The 20,185-nt window shown below is 47.2% G+C and carries 19 protein-coding genes; 8 read left to right on the top strand and 11 right to left on the bottom strand.

Annotated elements, in window-relative coordinates; translation table 11 throughout:
- Positions 1 to 3 precede the first annotated feature (3 nt).
- Entirely contained in the window at positions 4 to 1,092 is a 1,089-nt protein-coding gene (locus tag H6570_06375; GenBank protein MCB9318887.1) for a glycosyltransferase, read from the bottom strand.
- Positions 1,079 to 2,965, bottom strand: a complete 1,887-nt coding sequence (locus H6570_06370) for a RecQ family ATP-dependent DNA helicase (GenBank protein MCB9318886.1) — start codon at positions 2,963 to 2,965, stop codon at positions 1,079 to 1,081. Before H6570_06370 ends, H6570_06375 begins: the two co-directional genes overlap by 14 nt.
- Positions 2,966 to 3,114: 149 nt before the next feature.
- On the opposite strand from H6570_06370, the gene H6570_06365 reads away from it, so the two are divergent.
- Positions 3,115 to 4,782: a S8 family serine peptidase gene (locus tag H6570_06365; GenBank protein MCB9318885.1), complete on the top strand. Its 1,668-nt coding sequence runs from the start codon at positions 3,115 to 3,117 to the stop codon at positions 4,780 to 4,782.
- Here H6570_06365 and H6570_06360 read toward each other — a convergent pair whose 3' ends face one another.
- Positions 4,783 to 5,073, bottom strand: coding sequence for a DUF721 domain-containing protein (locus H6570_06360; protein MCB9318884.1), 291 nt, complete (start codon positions 5,071 to 5,073; stop codon positions 4,783 to 4,785).
- On the bottom strand, positions 5,057 to 6,232 hold the full coding sequence (locus tag H6570_06355) for a DNA replication/repair protein RecF (protein ID MCB9318883.1): 1,176 nt from the start codon (positions 6,230 to 6,232) through the stop codon (positions 5,057 to 5,059). The genes H6570_06360 and H6570_06355 overlap by 17 nt, the downstream gene beginning before the upstream one ends.
- A 65-nt stretch (positions 6,233 to 6,297) precedes the next feature.
- On the opposite strand from H6570_06355, the gene pdhA reads away from it, so the two are divergent.
- The 4 genes from pdhA (at position 6,298) to H6570_06335 (ending at position 9,499) form a co-directional block, all read left to right on the top strand.
- Positions 6,298 to 7,317 carry a pyruvate dehydrogenase (acetyl-transferring) E1 component subunit alpha gene (gene pdhA / locus H6570_06350; GenBank protein ID MCB9318882.1) on the top strand — a complete coding sequence of 340 codons (1,020 nt, stop codon included), beginning with the start codon at positions 6,298 to 6,300 and terminating at the stop codon, positions 7,315 to 7,317.
- A gap of 121 nt (positions 7,318 to 7,438) precedes the next feature.
- Entirely contained in the window at positions 7,439 to 8,122 is a 684-nt protein-coding gene (locus tag H6570_06345; GenBank protein ID MCB9318881.1) for a tetratricopeptide repeat protein, read from the top strand.
- Complete coding sequence (locus H6570_06340) at positions 8,122 to 8,640, top strand: 6,7-dimethyl-8-ribityllumazine synthase (protein MCB9318880.1); 519 nt, start codon at positions 8,122 to 8,124, stop codon at positions 8,638 to 8,640. Before H6570_06345 ends, H6570_06340 begins: the two co-directional genes overlap by 1 nt.
- Positions 8,636 to 9,499, top strand: coding sequence for an MBL fold metallo-hydrolase (locus tag H6570_06335; protein MCB9318879.1), 864 nt, complete (start codon positions 8,636 to 8,638; stop codon positions 9,497 to 9,499). Before H6570_06340 ends, H6570_06335 begins: the two co-directional genes overlap by 5 nt.
- On the opposite strand, the gene H6570_06330 is transcribed toward H6570_06335, so the two are convergent.
- Positions 9,461 to 10,018 (bottom strand): 2'-5' RNA ligase family protein, encoded by a 558-nt coding sequence (locus H6570_06330; protein MCB9318878.1) that lies wholly within the window; start codon positions 10,016 to 10,018, stop codon positions 9,461 to 9,463. The two genes, H6570_06335 and H6570_06330, sit on opposite strands and share 39 nt — an antisense overlap.
- Before the next feature lie 42 nt (positions 10,019 to 10,060).
- Between H6570_06330 and H6570_06325 the strand changes: the two genes are divergently transcribed.
- On the top strand, positions 10,061 to 10,498 hold the full coding sequence (locus tag H6570_06325; GenBank protein MCB9318877.1) for a hypothetical protein: 438 nt from the start codon (positions 10,061 to 10,063) through the stop codon (positions 10,496 to 10,498).
- Between the two features lie 8 nt (positions 10,499 to 10,506).
- Here the strand turns inward: H6570_06325 and H6570_06320 are convergent, their stop codons facing one another.
- A complete protein-coding gene (locus tag H6570_06320; protein ID MCB9318876.1) occupies positions 10,507 to 11,844 on the bottom strand; it encodes a dihydroorotase in 1,338 nt (445 codons plus the stop codon).
- 139 nt (positions 11,845 to 11,983) lie between these two features.
- Here H6570_06320 and H6570_06315 point away from each other — a divergent pair, with 139 nt between their 5' ends.
- Together H6570_06315 and purE are read left to right on the top strand one after the other, a co-directional pair.
- Entirely contained in the window at positions 11,984 to 13,132 is a 1,149-nt protein-coding gene (locus H6570_06315) for a 5-(carboxyamino)imidazole ribonucleotide synthase (GenBank protein MCB9318875.1), read from the top strand.
- Positions 13,133 to 13,142: 10 nt separating this feature from the next.
- Entirely contained in the window at positions 13,143 to 13,664 is a 522-nt protein-coding gene (gene purE / locus H6570_06310) for a 5-(carboxyamino)imidazole ribonucleotide mutase (protein ID MCB9318874.1), read from the top strand.
- Between the two features lie 71 nt (positions 13,665 to 13,735).
- Here the strand turns inward: purE and H6570_06305 are convergent, their stop codons facing one another.
- The 5 genes from H6570_06305 to H6570_06285 form a co-directional block, all read right to left on the bottom strand.
- Positions 13,736 to 15,154, bottom strand: coding sequence for an OmpA family protein (locus H6570_06305; GenBank protein MCB9318873.1), 1,419 nt, complete (start codon positions 15,152 to 15,154; stop codon positions 13,736 to 13,738).
- Positions 15,155 to 15,309: 155 nt separating this feature from the next.
- Entirely contained in the window at positions 15,310 to 15,804 is a 495-nt protein-coding gene (locus H6570_06300; protein MCB9318872.1) for an asparaginase, read from the bottom strand.
- Positions 15,805 to 15,891: 87 nt separating this feature from the next.
- Positions 15,892 to 16,662, bottom strand: coding sequence for a hypothetical protein (locus tag H6570_06295; protein ID MCB9318871.1), 771 nt, complete (start codon positions 16,660 to 16,662; stop codon positions 15,892 to 15,894).
- Between the two features lie 32 nt (positions 16,663 to 16,694).
- The gene (locus tag H6570_06290; GenBank protein MCB9318870.1) at positions 16,695 to 18,776 is read right to left on the bottom strand and encodes an insulinase family protein; all 2,082 of its coding nucleotides are present in this window, start codon (positions 18,774 to 18,776) and stop codon (positions 16,695 to 16,697) included.
- Positions 18,777 to 18,779: 3 nt separating this feature from the next.
- Complete coding sequence (locus tag H6570_06285; protein MCB9318869.1) at positions 18,780 to 20,108, bottom strand: insulinase family protein; 1,329 nt, start codon at positions 20,106 to 20,108, stop codon at positions 18,780 to 18,782.
- Positions 20,109 to 20,185: the final 77 nt, after the last annotated feature.

The following is a 20,185-nucleotide window of genomic DNA, read 5'->3' as shown; positions in this document are numbered from 1 at the left end:
GTCTTAACGCAACCGGTCGAATAACTTCAACAATTTCGGAGCTTCTGTTTCCCAACACCAGTCCTTAGCTGCAGCCCGGCAGGCATCAAGCATATCCACATATCCTGATGGATTCTGATCGATCTTTTTCAGAGTCGTAATCAATGATTCTGAGGAGTACTCATTGATCAACATTCCTACCGAATGACTTTCCATTAACGCACGGTATTCCGGCAGGGAACTACACAGCACGGGCAGACCGGCCTGGACGTAATCGAAAAATTTATTGGCCAGGCTAAATTGATAACTGTCACTGGCGGGATCAAGCATCAGAAAACCAAAGCTAGCGCCAGCCAGTTCTGCTTCAATTTGTTCTGGTTCAACTTGGCCACAAAATTGAACCCTGTCTTCCAGTCCGAGCTTCCTGACCTGTTGACGAAGTTTTGAGGACAAGTCTCCCTCGCCGACAAGTTTCAGTCGGTAACCTTGCAGTTCACGGAGTGCATCGATTGCCATTTCCAAACCTCTGCCGGCATTCAGGACTCCCAGATATACAATGGTTCGGGATGCCAGTTGCCCGCCGGTGACTGAAGAAACATACCGCGGCAAGTTTCGGATCACTTCAAAAGGATATCCATAGGATTTTTCCAGTGCATTGGCCAGGGTAAAAGACACGGTCATACGTAATACAGCTCTCCGTGCTCCATTCCTTCCAAGCAAAAACCACAACCACCGTTTGAATGGGGCATGCAATAACTCCGGCGTCCGTTCAAACCATTCGTGGCTGTCGTAAACGAGTTTCTTTTTCCTGCCAAAGCAAACCATCAATCCGGCCAGCAGGGTATCCGTATCAACACTGACATGAATATCGTGATTGAATCTCCTGGCAAAAAAATACAGCTGAACATTGAACCACCAATAAAACAGGGGACCCTGTCGGAACGGACATTTTAAAAGAGTGATTCCCGGTTTGGGATCGGGAGGCCCGGTTAAAAGGCGGCCGACGCGGTGAACCTCATATCCGGCATCGTCTAAAGTAGCTGCAATACGATGCATACGCCGGTCGTAAGCTACATCGTTGGTTACCGTGATAAGGACCTTAGGCTTGTTCATTGATGTGAATATTCCGGTCTCCGTCGATCCAGATCAGGTGTTCGGATTCCATATGGGTAAGGTGGTCCAGGACCTGGTTCCTGTGGTCTTCAGAAAATGACTTTACAAATTCTGGCAGTGACCAGCCCGCTTTCAGCAGGCGACTCCAGACTTCTTTCTGTGGAATGCTTACCAGCAGTTCACGGCAAAGATCACAGCGCCCGCAATGAGGTAGTTTTTCATTAAAATAGTTACCTATTGCCTGTTCACGGCATGCACCTGATTCCAGCGTTACATATCCGTACATCGCATTCCATTGCTGGTACTTCCGGTCGACAAGTTGTTGATAACCTGCCCGGTCAAAGATCAGATCCTGTGCAGGCAAGCGCTCGCCGGCAATTGCGATCATAGGTAAATCAGTCGATGGTTGATAGGATATCACTTCCATTTTCTCCAGTAACTGGAGTGCCTGCACCACTTCCTCTTTAGGCCGGGAAAGCAAACCCGCAAGCTTTCCCTCAGAGATGCGTTGAGGAAAAAGGAAAATCCCCTCATAGGTACGCATCAGCACTTGTAGTACATCCATAAGTTCCCCCGGTAGCTCCAGGTCATATAAGGATTCCTTTTGGATGCGAAACTGAACTGAAGCTGGTTTATACCAGCTATCCAATTGGATGATGTATCCATTCATCTCCAGTATCCGTACAGCGGTCATCAAGGGTCTTAGGGGAACCTGATACTGAACACTGAAACCTACCCAGTCCACTGGTTTCATTTCATCACCCCCCCCTACGGCCACATCCAGATACTGGCCAATCATTTTATACACTTTGCGGATGAAGGTAAAATCCGGAAACTGGTCACGCAGGTGTTCAATATTCTTCTCGATGTCTTCGTCCTGAAAGAGCAATACTGCGGTGGCTTGTGCTCCGTCTCTGCCGGCCCTGCCCGCTTCCTGGATGTATTCCTCCAGAGTTTCCGGAATGTCCAGGTGAATAACCTGCCGGACATCTGCTTTGTCGATACCCATACCAAAAGCCGTCGTTGCCACGATGATCCGGGTTTTTCCAGAGATCCAGTCATTTTGTGTCTGCATGCGCTGTTCGTAAGGCATACCTGCATGGTAAGCTTTACTTTTGATCCCCCTTTGAATCAGGTAGCGAGAAACCGATTCCGCACGATTTCTGCTTCTGACGTAAACGATCTGAGTACCGGTGATTGCTTGTATCCGGTCAAGCATCTCACTCCACTTATTGGTCTCCTTATTTACGATCAGCTGAAGATTTGATTTGGCAACACTTTCTCTGAAGACTACCGGATCTTTCAATTCCAGCTGACTGCTGATATCTTCACCTACTTCAGGGGTTGCCGTGGCAGTGAATGCAGCGATTTGAACCTCCGGCCTTGAGGCTTTAATTCGATTTATTTGCAGGTAAGCCGGACGAAAATCATGTCCCCACTGGGAGATGCAGTGAGCCTCATCCACCATAACATATAGCTCAGGGATGTTGCTAAGAAACTCGAGAAAGCGGTCCTGATTCAGCCGTTCAGGAGCAATATACAGCAACTTAATCCGGCCATGTTCGGCTTGATCCAGGACGGTCTGTTGTGACCGGTATTCCATACCTCCATGCAGTGCTCCTGCAGGGATGCCCCGCTGTTTGCATTGGGTGACCTGGTTTTCCATCAGGGCAATGAGCGGACTGATAACCAGGGTTAATCCCGGGCGCATTAAAGCAGGCAGCTGATAGCAAATGGATTTACCGGAACCCGTGGGTAAAAATGCCAGAACATCTTTGCCGGAAAGGATAGCTACGATGATTGATTCCTGCTGACCACGGAAGACCGGGTAGCCCCAATAGCGCCTTAATATGTCAAAATATGTTTCCTCCAATGGCAAGATTTTTGTTTCTTGCGTTGCTAATTCAAAAAGATCCAAAAAGTCTATCAGACGAAGTCCTTAATATTTCGTTAATATGCGGTAATCCATTAACTACCCCTAAGGTAGATACGTTTGATAGAACTAGAAAACTTTAACCGGATATGTGGAATTTTCGTCGTTCGTTACTTCTGCCCCTGATACTATTTTCCATTTCCCTGCTTTCTGCTCAAGATGATCTCAAAAGATGGTACCTGGATGATCCTGCCACCTCCTCTTACCAGGGGATCAGCGTGGACAAAATGTATCAGTCCCTGAAAGGTAAAACCAGCAAAAAAATCATCGTGGCGGTCCTGGATTCAGGCATAGACATTGATCATGAAGATCTGAAAGATGTGATCTGGATCAACCGTGACGAAATCCCGAACAATGGGATTGACGACGATCATAATGGGTACATCGATGACCTTCACGGATGGAATTTCATCGGCGGAAAAGATGGAAAACAGGTTCAGTATGACACGTACGAATTGACTCGTCAATATGCAGAGCAACGCGACTACTTTGCAAAAATGGATACCGATAATCTTAAAGGGAAACAAAAGAAGGCCTATGATGCCTACCTGGACCTGAAAAATCAGGTAGAAACTGAACGCGATAAGGCCCAGAAAAACCTGGAAGAATCCGAGCAATATCAAAAAATCGTACTCAATGCGCTGGAAGCATTGCATAAAGGTTTAGGTGATGAGGACTTCAACCTGGTAAACTTACAGAACCTCGATACAGGAGACGATGTTGGATTGACCATCGGTAAAAACATCGGAATGCAGATCCTGTCTATGGATCCCAATCCAGGCACTCTGCCAGAAATCATTGCCCAGTTCGAGAAAGATGTCAAGGATCAAGTCGATTACTATAAATCGAAAGCAGACTATGGCTATAACCCGGATTACAATCCACGCACCATCGTAGGTGATAATTATGCCAATAAAACGGAGCATAATTATGGCAATAACGATGTCATCGGACCGGATCCATCACATGGTACCGGAGTTGCCGCACTGATCGGCGCGACGCACAACAATGATCTGGGAATTGATGGCATTGCCACCAATGTAGAGATTATGGTTGTCCGGGTCGTTCCTGACGGAGATGAGCGGGATAAAGACGTTGCCAACGCAATCCGCTATGCAGTAGACAATGGCGCATCCGTCATTAACATGTCATTTGGTAAGGGTTTCTCTCCATCCAAGGACGTGGTTGATGATGCGGTTCGTTATGCCGAGAAACATGATGTTCTGCTTGTCCATGCTGCCGGCAACTCGGCAGAAGATAACGATGACGGTAATAATTTTCCGACCGCCGTCTACTCCAAGAAAAAATTATTCGGTCCTAAAACTGCTAAGAACTGGCTCGAAGTGGGAGCACTGGCACCGGAACCCGGTGAGCATGCAGTTGCAGATTTCTCCAACTATGGTAAGGAACGCGTTGATGTATTTGCTCCGGGTGTACAGATCTATACGGCTGCACCCCATAATCAATACAGTTCAGTGGATGGCACCAGCTTTTCCTCACCAATCGTTGCGGGTATTGCTGCCCAGATCCGGTCTTATTTCCCTGGATTGTCGGCCAGTCAGGTACGTGACGTGATCATGGAGTCTGCGGATGTCTCCAAAGACAAGGTAGATCTTCCTGGAACGGACAAAGCGGTTCCCTTCAATGAGATTTGTGTCAGTGGTGGTAAAGTGAATGCAGCGAAAGCGATGCAACTGGCGGCTAAAACAGTTCCGGCAAATAAAGTAAAAGCTGCACAGGCTCAATCCCGAACCTGATCACACAAATCGCAGATCTTTCAAATAAGACTCACCCAGGTGGGCATTGAGCTTTTCAATGATTTCCTGACGGCAAAGATTTAACTCCTGCCTGAGAGTGGAGCTTGGCACGCTTAAGCACAGCACCTGTCGCTGTATTTCTATGTTCCTGGTACCTTCAGCAATCATGGGGCCCATGGCCTCACACCAATAGCTCTGCACCTTCTTTACATACAATTTGTGCTTCAGTTTCCTTTGCTGGACCAACTCGCCCAGGATAGCCCCGATATGCTGATCATTTTGTCTCTTCATCTGCTATTGCTCCTTCATTGATGTAAAACATCTTATACGGCATTTGAAAATCATCGAGATGCGCCTGAAGCATCTCTGGATGGGTATAAGTCACAAAAACCTGTGCTTCCGTCAGACTGCCAATCAATTGAAGAAAATGCTTTATTCGTTCCTCGTCCAATTTATCAAAAAGATCATCAATTAACAACAGGGGGATTTTCTCCGTTCCCAGCTTCAACCAGTTCCATTGTGCCCAGCGCATCGAGAGCATGATGGTCTTCATTTGTCCCTGGCTGGCGTAGCGTTTAGCCGATCTTCTACCAAGCATAACCTGCCAGTCATCCCGGTGAGGCCCTGCCATGGTGCGCCCCAGATTCAGGTCCTGTTGGCGTTCATTGGACCAGACCCGCTGCATTTCTTCAGGCAACAGACTTGGTTTATATTTCCATTCCACCGATTCCTTTCCTCCAGCGATGACGCCGTACTTTTCCTGGACCTGCGGACTGAATCCGTCAGCAAATTCCTGGCGGCTCTGGACCAATGCCTGGCCAACCGGGAGCAACTGGTGGTCGATCGCATCCAGAAGCTGGGGTTGAAGCTGACGTTGCATCTGAAATCTGGCCAGCAATGCATTGCGATGTTTCAGTAACCGGTTGTAAGTCACCAAATTATCAAGATAGGCATTATCGGCCTGGGAAATAGTTTGGTCCATCAGCTTTCTTCGGTCAGCGGATGGTCCAGATAGCACCATATGGTCGTCAGGAGAATAAAACACCAATGGGATCTGCCCTACATGATCGATGCTTCGGGCTATATTCTGGTGATTTTTCTCCAGTGTCTTTTTCCCTTCACGCGCATATTTGATCACATAAAAGTTTCGTCTTGTGGACTCATCCAGCACTTCACCTTCAATGCGGTAAAACGAATCCTGGTCGTGGATTAAAAGCTTATCCTGACCGGTGAATTTGGATTTGGTCATGCACAGTGTATGCAACGCATCCAATACATTGGTTTTACCCGTTCCATTTAAACCAACCAGGCAATTTAGCCGTTCATGGAAGTAGAATGTCTCTTCCCGGTAATTTTTAAATTGGACCAGTTTCAATTTGGTAAAGCGCAATTCCGGTGGTTTAGCTGGCAAAGATAAGCAGGGAGTTGCATCCTGCCCGACTGCGGCCATTGCCTTTTGAATATTATCAATTTGCGCAGTATCTTTACAGGGAAATAACGATTAAAATTCATCGCATGGCGGACGTGGCAGAAAAAGTAAAGACCAAATTAAATTACAGTAAGGAGCAATATCTGGATTGGTTTCATATCATGATGCTTATCCGTCGTTTTGAAGAACGCACCCTACTAGCCTATTCGCAACAGAAAGTACGTGGTTTCTGTCATGTCTACATTGGTCAGGAAGCGATTGCCGCCGGATTGAAATCTGCCCTTAAACCGGAAGACGGCATCGTCACGGCCTATCGTCAGCACGGTATTGCCTTAATGAAAGGCGCTTCACCCAATGCCTGTATGGCGGAATTATTCGGCAAAGCAACTGGAATTGTGAAGGGAAAGGGTGGATCCATGCACTTCTTCTCAGCAGAGAACAAATATTTTGGTGGCAACGGGATCGTTGGTGCCCAGATACCCATCGGTACCGGAATCGCTTTTGCAGAAAAATACAAAGGCACTGATTTACTATGTGCAACCATGTTTGGTGACGGCGCAGCCCGCCAGGGTTCTTTGTTCGAATCCTTTAACATGGCCATGACCTGGAAATTACCGGTGCTGTATATCTGCGAAAACAACTTTTACGCCATGGGCACATCGGTCAACCGTACGTCAAATGTCACCGATATTTATAAAATAGGTCATGCCTTTGACATTCCCTCCGAGCCTGTTGATGGCATGGATCCCGAGAAAGTCCATGAGGCCATTCAAAAAGCAGCCAAACACATTCGCGAGGGTAAAGGCCCTTACTTCCTGGAAATAAAGACCTACCGGTATAAGGGTCACTCGGTTTCTGATCCGGCACGCTATCGCAGCAAGGAAGAAGTTGAACACTACAAGGCATTGGATCCGATTGAAATTCTCAGGGATCGGATTCTGGGGGCTCATGTGGTTACGGAAGCGGAACTGGATGCTATCGAGGAAGAAATCAAGGAAGTGGTTGAGGCTGCTGTTGAATTTGCTGACAACTCTCCCCTCCCCGACCCTTCCGAGTTATTTACGGATAATTACATGCAGGAAGATTATCCTTTTATCAAGGATTGATTAGACTGCCTGCTACACATTTTAAAAAAGTATATACTTTAATTTACTTTTCAACTCCAAAGTAGGTTAGTCTGCAAAGTTTCCTTATTTTTGCCGAAATTTTGTAAAAAGGTCCGTTGCTATGACAAAACGCAAGAATGAAAAAGACACCCTGGTCGATATCGTTGAAGTTGGCGAAAATGCTCAACATTTCTTTGAACGGTATAAGAATTGGCTAATGGGTGGCGCCATCGGTATAGTCGCAATTGCCGGTGGATTGCTTGCTTACATCTACCTGTATAAAAAGCCTTTGGAGAAAGAAGCAATGGAGCAAATGTTTCAGGCTGAATATCAGTTTAGCCGTGATTCCTTTGCCCGTGCACTGATCAATCCCGGCAATGGTTACGAAGGGTTTCTGGACCTGGCCGATCATTACAGTGGCACTAAAGCAGGGAACCTCGCCAAATACTACGCAGCAGTAAGCCACCTGCAACTAGGCCAGACAGATGCTGCTATTTCATTTCTGAACGATTTCAAACCTGCCGGCGACGTCCTGCCGATCATGAAATATGGTTTACTGGGTGACGCCTATTCGGAAAAACAGGAATACGATAAAGCCATCGACAACTACAAGAGGGCCGTCAACGAAGGCGATAACGACGTCTTGACTTCGTATTACATGTTCAAACTTGGCCGTCTTTATGAATTCCAGGGAGACACAGCTGCCTCATTGAAAATGTATCAGGAGATTAAAAGCAAATACCCCGGCAGTACCGAGGGTCAGGATATTGATAAATACATTGCCCGTTTAAGCCAGAACGGCTAATGGCAAGTAAAGGATATCAGACTCCGGATAAAGTCTCCGCTAACGGACTGCGGATTGGCATCGTCCATGCACAATGGAATAGTGAGATCACTTCAAAATTACTGGAAGGTGCCCGCTCAACCCTCGAAGCAGCTGGAGGTACGGTGCTTCCGGAGCACATCATCCAGGTTCCCGGTTCGTTCGAGTTACCCATGGGAGCCCGGATCCTGTTGGGCCGCGATAAGTTTGATGCGATCATTTGCCTGGGATGCCTGATCAAGGGCGACACCGAACACGATACTTATATTGCTCAGTCAGTGGCACAGGGGTTAACCATGCTCTCCCTGCAATCGAATACAGCCTGCCTGTTTGGTGTGATCACAGCCTTAAATATGGAACAAGCCATCGCACGTGCCGGCGGGGATCATGGTAACAAAGGAAGTGAAGCCGCCCAGTCTGCCATTCAAATGGCCCTAATCAAAAAAGAACAGCCAAAAGCAAAGCCTACCATCGGCTTCAAATCCCCTCTGGGTGATTAAATTATACGAAATACCAACCGGTTATTTCAAACTCGACGGCGGAGCCATGTTTGGGGTAGTACCCAAGTCTTTGTGGTCCAAAATTAATCCTCCGGATGAAGACAACCTCTGTACCTGGTCCATGCGTTGCCTGCTGGTAGAAACAGATAACAGGCTGATGCTTGTCGACACTGGATTAGGTGATAAACAGAGTGACCGCTTTTTCTCCTATTACAAACCCCATGGTACCGATTCACTACTGAAATCAATCCATCGAGCTGGATTCAGCCCTGAACAAATCACCGACGTATTCCTGACTCATCTGCATTTTGACCATACGGGTGGAGCTGTGCGTTATGACGAACAGGGTGAATTGGTTCCTGTGTTCCCCAATGCCACGTATTGGAGCAATGAAAAGCATTACGATTGGGCTGTTCACTCCAACCCGCGTGAAAAAGCATCTTTCCTGCAGGAAAATTTTGTTCCATTGCAGCGATCAGGTAAGCTGGCGTTTCTTCCCACTGCGGCTTCGAAAATTCAATGGGTGGATGGACTGCAGGTTTATTTTGTCTACGGGCATACGGAAGCTATGATGTTACTCCGGGTTCCACTTGGTAACAGACATCTGCTGTATTGTGCAGACCTGCTGCCCTCTAGTGGTCATTTAGGTGCCAGCTACGTAATGAGCTATGATATCAGGCCACTGATCACCATGCAGGAAAAAGCAACCATCCTTGAAGAAGCTTGCGCAGCAGGAGATGTATTATTTTTTGAGCATGATCCGGTGCATGCATGTGCAACACTGAAGAAGGACGATCGGGGCCGTATTGTAGTCGGAGAATTATTGTCCCTTGATGAAGCTGTTCGGCTTACCCAATAACCATTTACCCATCACCTGCCATTGGCCACTCTTATAATTTAGTAGGTACAGGGCATTAACTTCAAACGATGAGGTGTAGTGCTTATCACCGAAGTACGCCCATGCCTTTTCAAATTGACGACGGTCCAGATCTTTAAATGCAACCGTCATATGAGGATGAAAGGGCCGTGTATCAAGTTTCTCCAGGAGGTGGGAAAGGTATTCCGTACATGCCTGCTGAAAAGATTGCAAGGAGGCCTTCTCTTCGATATTCAGGAAAATTACCCTTGGTGTAAAAGCGTCAAAGCCATCAATATGGACTTGAAAAGGCTTTTGCTGAGCCGTCCATTCGCCCAGATGGTGAACCACCCAATCCAAAGCAACCTCGTCCCAGCGTTGTGGAGGAATGATCGTAACATGCGGCGGTGACTTGAGCGCGTGACCGGATTTGAATAAATCCCGGGCAGCCTGCTTGAAGACTGTCACCTCTTGCTGTACCTGCACCGGAGGAAGAATTGCAATAAAATATAAATTATTCATATATTACTTAAGCTAAGTTAATACACCTCCAAAGCATTAGATATGGATATACTTGATGAAAATACAGCAAGAACTGGACTGGACGACAATGGCATGCGTGAACTGAGCGAATCCGCCAAATGGGCGCGTATCATGGGTATCATCATGATGGTCATTGCCGGCTTATTTGGTCTTTTTGCCGTTATCGGCACCTTTGCCATGGTGTCGATGATGGGGTCAGCCGGTTTCCTTGGTTTTTTCTATCTGGCATTTGCTTCCTTTTACTTCTATATGGGACTACTCCTCTATCGCTACAGCAGTAATATGGACAGAGTAGGAACCGGTAATGCCACAGCCAGCTTTGCTTCAGGCTTCCAGAACCTGAAGAATTACTTTAAGATCAATGCCATCCTGATAATTGCCGGCATTGTATTCACCATTATTATTTACATCATTATCGGGACAACCATGATGATGGGAGGCACGTTCCCGCTGGAGTGATTGTACGATTACCGGTTGAAGCTTAGTCTCATGCCTGCCGGTTGCCCTAGCAGTACTCCATCGCGGTAAACGCAATGTCCATTTACCCAGGTTTGTTTTACGACTCCGGGCAGCGTTTTACCTTCAAGGGGAGACCATCCACATTTATAGGCAATGGATTCTTTGGTCACCGGATAGGAGTCTTCCGGGTCTACTAAAACGAGATCCGCCCAACTTCCTTCGTCAAGATAGCCTCTGTCGGCAATACCAAAGCATTCCGCCGGCGCATGTGCCATCAAATCCACCATTCTCTCAGGGGTCAGGTCACCATCCCGGACCAGGGTAAGTGCCAGAGAAAGGCTGTGCTGCACCAGTGGCAATCCACTTGGAGCGGACAAGTATTTATTCTGTTTCTCATCCCAGGTATGCGGGGCATGATCGGTAGCCATTACATCCAGGCTGCCATCGAGCAAACCGGCACGCAGCGCCTTCCGGTCATCTGCAGTCTTAATGGCCGGATTACATTTAATTAAAGCTCCCAGTTCCGCATAATCCGTATCTGCATAATAGAGATGGTGCACGCACGCCTCACTGGTTATCCTTTTATTGCCAAGCGGCGTGTTGCGATCAAACAACTCAAGCTCTTCTTTGGAGGAAATGTGGAGGATATGGAGACGTGTACCGTGTTTTTGTGCCAATTCCACCGCCAGATGAGACGAAGCGTAGCAAGCCTCCCGACTGCGGATCAACGGATGAGCGGCGAATGGTATGTCTTCACCATATTTTTCCTTAAATACAGCCAGATTGTGTTTAATGGTAGCTTCATCTTCGCAATGGGTTGCAATCAGGCAAGGAGCATCAGCGAATACTTTCTCCAGCGTATGCATATCATCTACCAGCATATTGCCGGTACTCGAACCCATAAAGATCTTAATACCACAGATCCTCAAGGGGTCAGTGCGCATGACCTCGTCGTAATTATCATTGGAAACGCCCATGTAAAAAGAATAGTTGGCCGGAGACACGCTCGCAGCGATGTCGTATTTATCTTGCAACAACTCCTGGGTCAATGCCGGTGGTTTGGTATTGGGCATTTCCATAAACGTCGTGACGCCTCCGGCGACGGCGGCCCTCGACTCGGTTGCGATGGTTGCCTTATGGGTTAGTCCCGGCTCGCGGAAATGAACCTGATCGTCAATGAGGCCAGGAATGATCCACAAACCTGTGCAATCTATTTCCTCAATATCACCTTGCACGGTTACTTGTGGTGCGACTCTTTCGATCCTTCCACGACGTACCAGTACATCCATGATCTCTTGTTTACCCCGGTTGATACACATGCCATTTCGAAATACAATCGAAGTCATCACACAATTTATTTATTTGGATCAATTCCCGTTTCAGGAAGCCTAAAGGTACATGACATCTTAAACAATTGCCTCAACCTCCCGGGAATATGGTCCATTGCCGGTCAAAAATCGTATTTTGCATCTTAATATAACAGGCATGCAATTTCCTAAAATAGGCATTCTGGGTGGTGGACAGCTGGGCAAAATGCTGGTTTTAGACGGCGCTCGATTAGACCTTCCCCTCTACATTCTGGATCAGGAAATTACGTTTCCAGCCGGTCGTGTAAACCGGTTGTTTATGGAGGGTGATTTCACCGACTACGGAGATGTAATTTCATTTGGCAGAGAAATGGATATCATTACCATCGAGATCGAAAAAGTCAATAACGATGCTTTATTCGAATTGCAATCCATGGGTAAAATCATCCACCCGAATCCGCATGCATTGGAAATCATCCGGGATAAAGGCAAACAAAAACAGTTTTTTGTTGACCACGGACTGCCGACTTCTCCATTTACGCTGATTGACAATCTGCAGGATTGGGAATCCTATATTGATCAGGGAAAAGGCAAATATCCGGTGGTTCAAAAATTACGCTCCGGAGGATACGACGGACGGGGCGTATCCATCCTGCGTAGTTCACAGGATGTCCAATCCAAATGGCTATCCGGACCCAGTGTCATGGAGGACCTCGTCGACATCCAAAAAGAAATTGCCGTCATTGCAGCTCGTAATGCACAAGGGCAGATCCGTACCTATGAGCCCGTGGAAATGGTTTTTGACCCTGATGCCAACCTGGTTGATATGCTCTTTTGCCCGGCAGACATCAGCGAGCGGCATAAGCAACAGGCTTCCACAATTGCAGAAGACCTGATTCATGCACTGGACATCAGCGGCCTTCTGGCTGTGGAATTTTTTATTGATACCAGCGGTAATCTATCCATCAATGAAGTGGCCCCACGTCCGCACAACAGCGGCCACCACACCATCGAGTCCTGTGCCACCTCGCAGTTTCAGCAACACCTGCGGGGCATCCTGAACTGGCCTTTGGGAGATGTCACCAACTTGCATCCGGCGGCAATGGTCAATCTTTTGGGAGAGCCTGGATATCAGGGTCCGGTGTTCTACCAGGGCATAGAAAAAGTCCTGGCAATTCCTCAGGCTTATATTCACCTTTATGGAAAAGAAGAAACCAAGCCCAGCCGAAAGATGGGCCACATAACGGTTCTTGGATCCAATGCCGATGAGGCTGTCCGTAAGGCGAAGACCATCCAGGACCTCATTAAAGTCATCAGTATCACCTAAAATATTCCTCATGGATCCTTCAAAAGCCCTCACCAACCCTATTGTAAGCATCATTATGGGATCGGATTCGGATCTGCCGGTCATGCGGCAGGCAGCGGACATTCTGAAAGAATTTGACGTGCCCTGTGAGATCAGTATCGTAAGTGCACACCGCACCCCTCAGCGTATGTTTGATTTTGCCAGGCAGGCACATCTGCGGGGAATTAAGGTGATCATTGCCGGAGCCGGAGGAGCAGCCCACCTGCCCGGCATGGTGGCATCGTTAACACCATTACCGGTGATCGGGGTGCCTGTCAAATCGAGTAATTCCATCGATGGTTGGGATTCCATCCTGTCAATACTCCAGATGCCCAACGGCATCCCGGTAGCAACGGTTGCACTAAATGCCGCAAAAAATGCCGGCATCCTGGCAGCCCGGATCATTGGGACCCACCAATCTGTGGTTCTCGAGCGGGTGATGCATTACCAAAAGGAAATGGAGAAAACGGTACTTCTGAAAGCTGAAAAGCTGGAAAATGAAACGAAAGGATAACTTTCTATATAAGTCATAAAAAAAGGGAGCCCGATTATCATCCGGCTCCCTTTTTTATATACTTATGATGGTTATTCAACGATCATTTCGAATTCTACCCGACGATTCAGGGCTCGCCCTTCCTGGGTATTGTTATCAGCCACAGGGTTAGCTGGACCGAATCCCTGGTATGAAACGCGTTTTGATCCCACTCCTTTGGAGATGATATAATCGTAGCAGGCTTTTGCACGACGTTCGGAAAGGATGCGGTTGATGCTCATACTTCCCGTGTTATCCGTATAACCATGGATCTTCAGATTGTAACCAGGATACTGCTGCATCAGACCTACGATCTGATCCAGGATCCGGAAGGACTCCGGAAGCAGGGTCGCTTTGTTATGTTGAAATTTAACATCCCGCATTGCCACGCGCAGGTATTCTTTTTCTTCTTTCTTCAACTCCGGACAACCTTTATTGGATGCAGGTCCAGGCTGGTCAGGACATTTGTCCATGCTATCATCTACGCCGTCTCCATCACTGTCCGGGCATCCGGTGGGTGCAGTTCCTGCTTTATCCGGGCAGCGGTCTTTAGCATCGGCAATGCCGTCTCCATCACTGTCCGGGCAACCTTTGGTCATCACCGAACCGGGAACATCCGGACATTCATCCGCTTCATCAATGACCCCATCATTATCACGGTCTTTCCCAGGACATCCGTTATTGGCTGCTATCCCGGCCAGGTTCGGACACTCATCATCTTTATCGGAAATACCGTCACCATCACTATCCGGGCACCCGTTCATGATCTTAAGACCGGCTATGCTGGGACAATCATCACGAGCATCTTCAATACCATCACCATCCGTATCCGGACATCCGGCAAATGCTTTAAGACCAGGTTCCTGCGGACAAAGATCCAGGTCATCTGGTATACCATCACCGTCACTATCGGGAGAGTCACTCTTCTTGGGTTGTTTGGGTGTGCCGGTCGACCCAAAATAATGCTTCCAGCCCAGCGAAACCTGAAGGTTATTGCGCTGATCGGCAAGCGACAACCGGAATTCCGCTTGTAAATTGATGTACGAGGTAGATGCGATCCGGAAGTCTACACCGGCACCGACCGGGATCTGTAAATTGATTTCTTTCAACTGTTCTGCAACAGCTCCTACACCCCCCAACACATAAGGATTAACTTTTTTATCCTTGATCAGCCGATAATGAACCTGAGCGTCCAGTTCACCAAATGTCCGGCGTGCACGATCGATCTCATCGACCAATCGGATCACCCCAAATCGAAGGGGTACATATACCTCCACAGGTCCAACCACGCGCTGGTAACCGGCTTCAAAACCACTATTGTAGTTTTTAAAATCACCGAAATTTCCAGCATTGGGACTTTTATAATCAATGAAAGAACGCTTAAATGACAGACCTTGCTGACCATCAACGGATTGGCTCCAACCAACAAGTGGAAGTAAGCCTATGCAAAAAATGTATAAAAGTCGTCTCATGTTCGCCGGTTAATCCAACAAAATTAACATAATTCCTCTTAATTGGAATATCCTATATATTATTACTTATTCTAAACTGTTAATAATGGGAACGTGCAGAATGCTTAGAAGCTATTGGGTTATAAACGTTTGTCTCTCCAGTGATGTTATGCAGATCAACGGATATTCTCAAAATAACCGGTTTCCCTGTTTTTCCGGACATTGTCCCACAGGAAATAGCGGCCATTCATTACTATATAAACCCCGGGAGGAAGCACCTGAACAAAGGCCAATGCACTCCCCAAATTGAAAAAGCCATCGGAAGACATGCCAAAAGCGTAAGGTATCAGGGCACCGGTCAGAACGATCGTCTTTTCCTCAATAGCCTGAGAAGCCAGGTATTTGGCAGTCGAAACAATGGTGTCGGTTCCGTGGGTTACCAGTATCCTGTCCGCATCCGATTTTTTACAATTATGGGCAATGATCTGCCGGTCATCATCCGTCATCTCCAGACTATCGATCATCATCAGGGTTTTTAGATCGATATTCAAACGGCAACGCCCACGGTCAAACATCTCACTGAGATGAGTATCCTTAAAGTACAACTCCCCGGTCACGTAATTGTATTCCTTATCGAATGTCCCCCCCGTCACAAATACCTGAATGTTCATCGTCTTTGATTTGAGGGTGCAAAAATAGAAAAGCAGAAGGAATTACCACTCCTCCTGCTTTGTTACTTTTACCCAGCCTGTACTTCCTTAATTCGACTCAAAGAGGCTATCCGGAAGTCCACTGTTTATTTTTACGCCCGAAACCTCTAGCTTTAGTGCCATTGGCATGGCACCCGTAATGGTAAGTGAGTAAGGGATCCTGATTCCGTCCACATCACGATAATCGCCGGTTTCATTTACAATGGTTCGCTTCATACCCTGCACTTCTGCTTCTATTTCTGTCTTCGCTTTCAAATGGGTTTCCGGATCGTAATATTCTTTGATTTCGGTATTATCAGGAGTTGTAATTTTTACGACCTGCAGGCTATTGCCTTTCACTTCCTCGCTGCCAACCAGCTCTACCGTATAGCCATCCTTGAAATAATTCAACTCCGGAAACAATGCCGCCTGACGTGAAAAATTTTTCAAGGTTTCTTCATCCGTTATCTCCTGGCTTCCCTGGGGTGATGAGATTGATGCCTTGGTTCCATTGTAACGCTGATCCATAAAAACCATGCCGTTGGATTCGATGGTCATGGCCAACTTGGTATTCCCTTTTTTCATCGTCGTCATTGTTATGGTTCCCATTGCCGTATTTCCTTCCATGGTAACCTGGATATCATTAACCTTAGCAAGTTTGTCCTGACCGCCAATGGAAGCCAGGTAGGCTTTGATGACTCCTTCACCGGTGGTTGGAGCGGGCGTTGATTTAGAATCCATCGGCATGCCCTCACCTGAAGCCTGGGGCGCCATTTTGGGTGAACAACCTACCGATACCAGAAATAGTATTACTGCGTAGAACGGGATAAATTTTCTCATTGCAATCATGTTTAGTTGGTCCAATTATTATCTCACTTTTCGATGGAGAACAAGGTATCATCCAGATCCGGGTTAAATTCGATGCTGGAAAGTTCAAAGGACATCGGCACCGGAGTCGAGCCACTGATAGACATGATTTTAGGCACCAATATTCCATCGTGGTCTTCATAATCCTTGTAATCAATATTGGTGGTATTTCCCTCATCGGATTGTACCTGACGGATTTTCAACTTACTGTCTACCGCATAATAAAAGGTGGATGACAATCCGGAGGGGCTGGTGACTTCAATCTTATAGGCTGGAACCCCCTCAATATTCTCCACGCCTTTCACCTCCGCTACATACCCATCCTGCAGGAATTTCAAGTCCTCAAAATAGGCGGCGCTTTCTTTAAAGCGGTTCACCATGGCCGGATCATCGATAACTTCTTTGTTACCCATCTGCGAGAACTGGATTTTTTCTCCATCGAAACGTTGCTCCTGGACGACCATTCCCTGGGCGCTGATCTTCGTTACCGATTTGGCGTTGCCTTTGTGAATAACCTCCATCGAAATTTCGCCCATCGGTGTTTTGGCTACCATTTCGGCCTTTACATTTTTGATCTGGTTCAGCTTATTTTCACCACCAATGGCCTCGAGATAACCTTTTATCACCCATTCCGGGGACACATTACTGACATCAGTCGTGTTGATCTCGACCGGATCCCCATTGTTATCGTAGTAATAGAGTGGACCGAAATCTTTCAAGTGATCGACGACTTCATCTTTATTGCCAACCACGACGATATTGAGGTGATCCGGCTGGAGGTATTTGCGGGCAACCCGCTGGATATCCGCTATCGTAACATCCTCCATACGCTGGAGGTAGGTTTGATAATAATCTGCAGGCAAACCATACCTGGCAATGTTTAACGCAAAACTTGCAATGGTCTGTGGCCGTTCCATGGCCCGGGCAAACTGCCCGGAAGTGATGTTTTTTGTCAACTGCAACTCCTTCTCGGTTACTGGTTCATCCCTGATTCTTTTTATCTCGTAAAGGATCGCTTCCACCGAACTATCCGTAACCTCATTCCGTACACTGGTCTCTGCGTTGAACAGGGCAACATACGGATCACTATTCAGTGACGAATAGGCACCGTAGGTATAACCTTTGTCTTCCCGCAGGTCCTGAAACAATCTGCCGGAAAATCCACCATAACCCAGAATGTTGTTCATCAGGCGCACGGCGATAACATCTTTATCGCCCGGCTTCAAGTCAACAGGCTGCGTCACCTGGATGACGGATTGCACCGCACCTGATTTATCGGCAAATCGTACCGCTGTCTCTTCAGGAAGTGCAACCGGAAGCACAACCGTACGAGGCACCGGACCCGGTTTCCAATTGCCAAAATATTTTTCGGCCCATGATTTGGCCTGATCATGACTGGCATCGCCTACGATCACCAGAAAGGCCAGATTGGGTTTGAAGTAATCCTGATAATAGTCTTTGCATTTCTGTAGGGTAATGGCATTGGTTGTTTGTTCCGTCTGTACTTCGCCATAGGGATGCTCCGCACCGTAATTCACCTTGCTTACGACATTGCTGGCAATGCTTTCCGGCTCTGCCTTAGCTGCAGCCAGGTTGGATAACATTTGGGTCTTCAGCTTTGTAAACTCTTCCTCCGGAAAAACCGGATTTAAAATAACATCGGAAAAGACATCCAGAAAGGCATCGGCATGCTTGGTAAGGGTACTGCCAAATGCTCCGGTCGAGGACGTCGATAAGGAGGCCCCGATAAAGTCGATGGCTTCATCCACATCTGCTTTAGTCCGTGAAGTCGTTCCAGTAGCCAGCAAATCACCGGCCATCGAGGAAAATCCGGCAAATTCACCCTCAACCAACGGGTCCCGGTTGATGAACAACTGGAAATTGACAACCGGTATTTTATGGTTTTCAACCAGGATAACCTTCAACCCATTCTCCAGTTCAAACTGATCCGACGTCGCTATTTCGATTGGCTTGGCCGGACCTGGTTCCGGAGCATGCGTACGAAAATCCTGAGCGATAAGGCCTTGAAATAACCCGGCCGTCATCAAAGCCGGCAGCAGGTATTTTTTATAATTGAAAGTGTGCATGGTTTACGGTTTTACTGATTTGGGTAAATAGATCATCTCAACCCGGTTTGCTGGCGTAAAATATTGTCTGGCAACTCTTTGGATATCTTCGCGGGACACCGCCAGGTATTTATCTATTTGGGTATTGATGAGATTGGAGTCACCGAAATACAGGTAATAATTAGCCAGAGACTCAGCGATTTGAGCCATCGTGGTATTGGAAGAAATGAAATCTTTCTCTACCTGATTGCGCAACTTTTGGAATTCTTCCTCTGAGATCAGGTTATCCTGCACCTTCATGATCTCCTCGTCCATTGCTTCGGCCAGGTCACCGGTTGAAACATTCAGGTTAGCAATTCCATAGGCAATTACGATTCCAGGATCTTCCAATGGCAATGGTATACTACCGGCAAAAACAGCCTTTTGCTGTTCATCCACCAGGGCTTTATAAAAGCGTGAACTCTGACCCTGGGACAGCAGTTGTGCCAGCATCGAAACTGCATAAAAATCGGGCGTTCCCTGTGCAGGTATCCGGTAACCCTGAATCACAGCAGGCAATTGGATATTGTCATAAACCGTATCTCTGACCGGACCTTTAAGCGGTGGCTCGGTAATATCGGGACGATAAACGGATTTGGCACTTTGAGGGATCGGCGCAAAATATTTGTCAATCAAATCCCTGGCCTCCTTCGAGTCAATATCACCTGCTATGGAAAGCACGGCATTATTAGGCACATAAAATGATTTGTAAAACTGTACGTAATCATCCTCTTTAGCAGCGTTGAGGTGCTCCATACTCCCGATGACAGGCCAGCGGTAAGGATGGACCGTAAAAGCATGGGCCATGATTTCCTGAAGGAAAGTACCGTACGGCTGATTGTCAATGCGTTGACGACGCTCTTCTTTCACCACCTCACGCTGGGTCTCGATCCCTGCTTCTTCCACCTTGGCATGCATCATACGCTCGGATTCTAGCCAGAGGCCCAGGGCCAGTTGATTGGAAGGCAGTACTTCATAATAATAGGTACGGTCATTACTCGTATTCGCATTGAGGACCCCGCCGGCGGACTCTACGTATTTGGCATACTCTCCGCGTCCGATATTATCCGAACCTTCAAAGAGTAAATGCTCAAAAAAATGGGCAAATCCGGTGCGTTCCGGATTTTCATTCTTGGATCCGACATGATACATCACCGAAACGGCGACAATCGGGGTGGAATGGTCTTCGTGAAGGATGACATGCAATCCGTTTGGCAGGTCGTATTCTTCAAAAGGGATGGACTGGGCAAAGAGGGCTCCCATACCTCCGGCTCCTAATAAGAATAGGAGCGATAACAGGATGAATCGCTTCATAGTTCAATTGTTAATCTTGCAAAATTGATAGAATTGCTCGAATTCATTCATTTTATCTACGAATGAACCATTAACCA

This window comes from Lewinellaceae bacterium, from assembly GCA_020636135.1.
In the GTDB taxonomy this organism is placed as follows: Bacteria; Bacteroidota; Bacteroidia; order Chitinophagales; family Saprospiraceae; genus JAGQXC01.
This window is presented reverse-complemented; position numbering and strand designations above follow the sequence as displayed.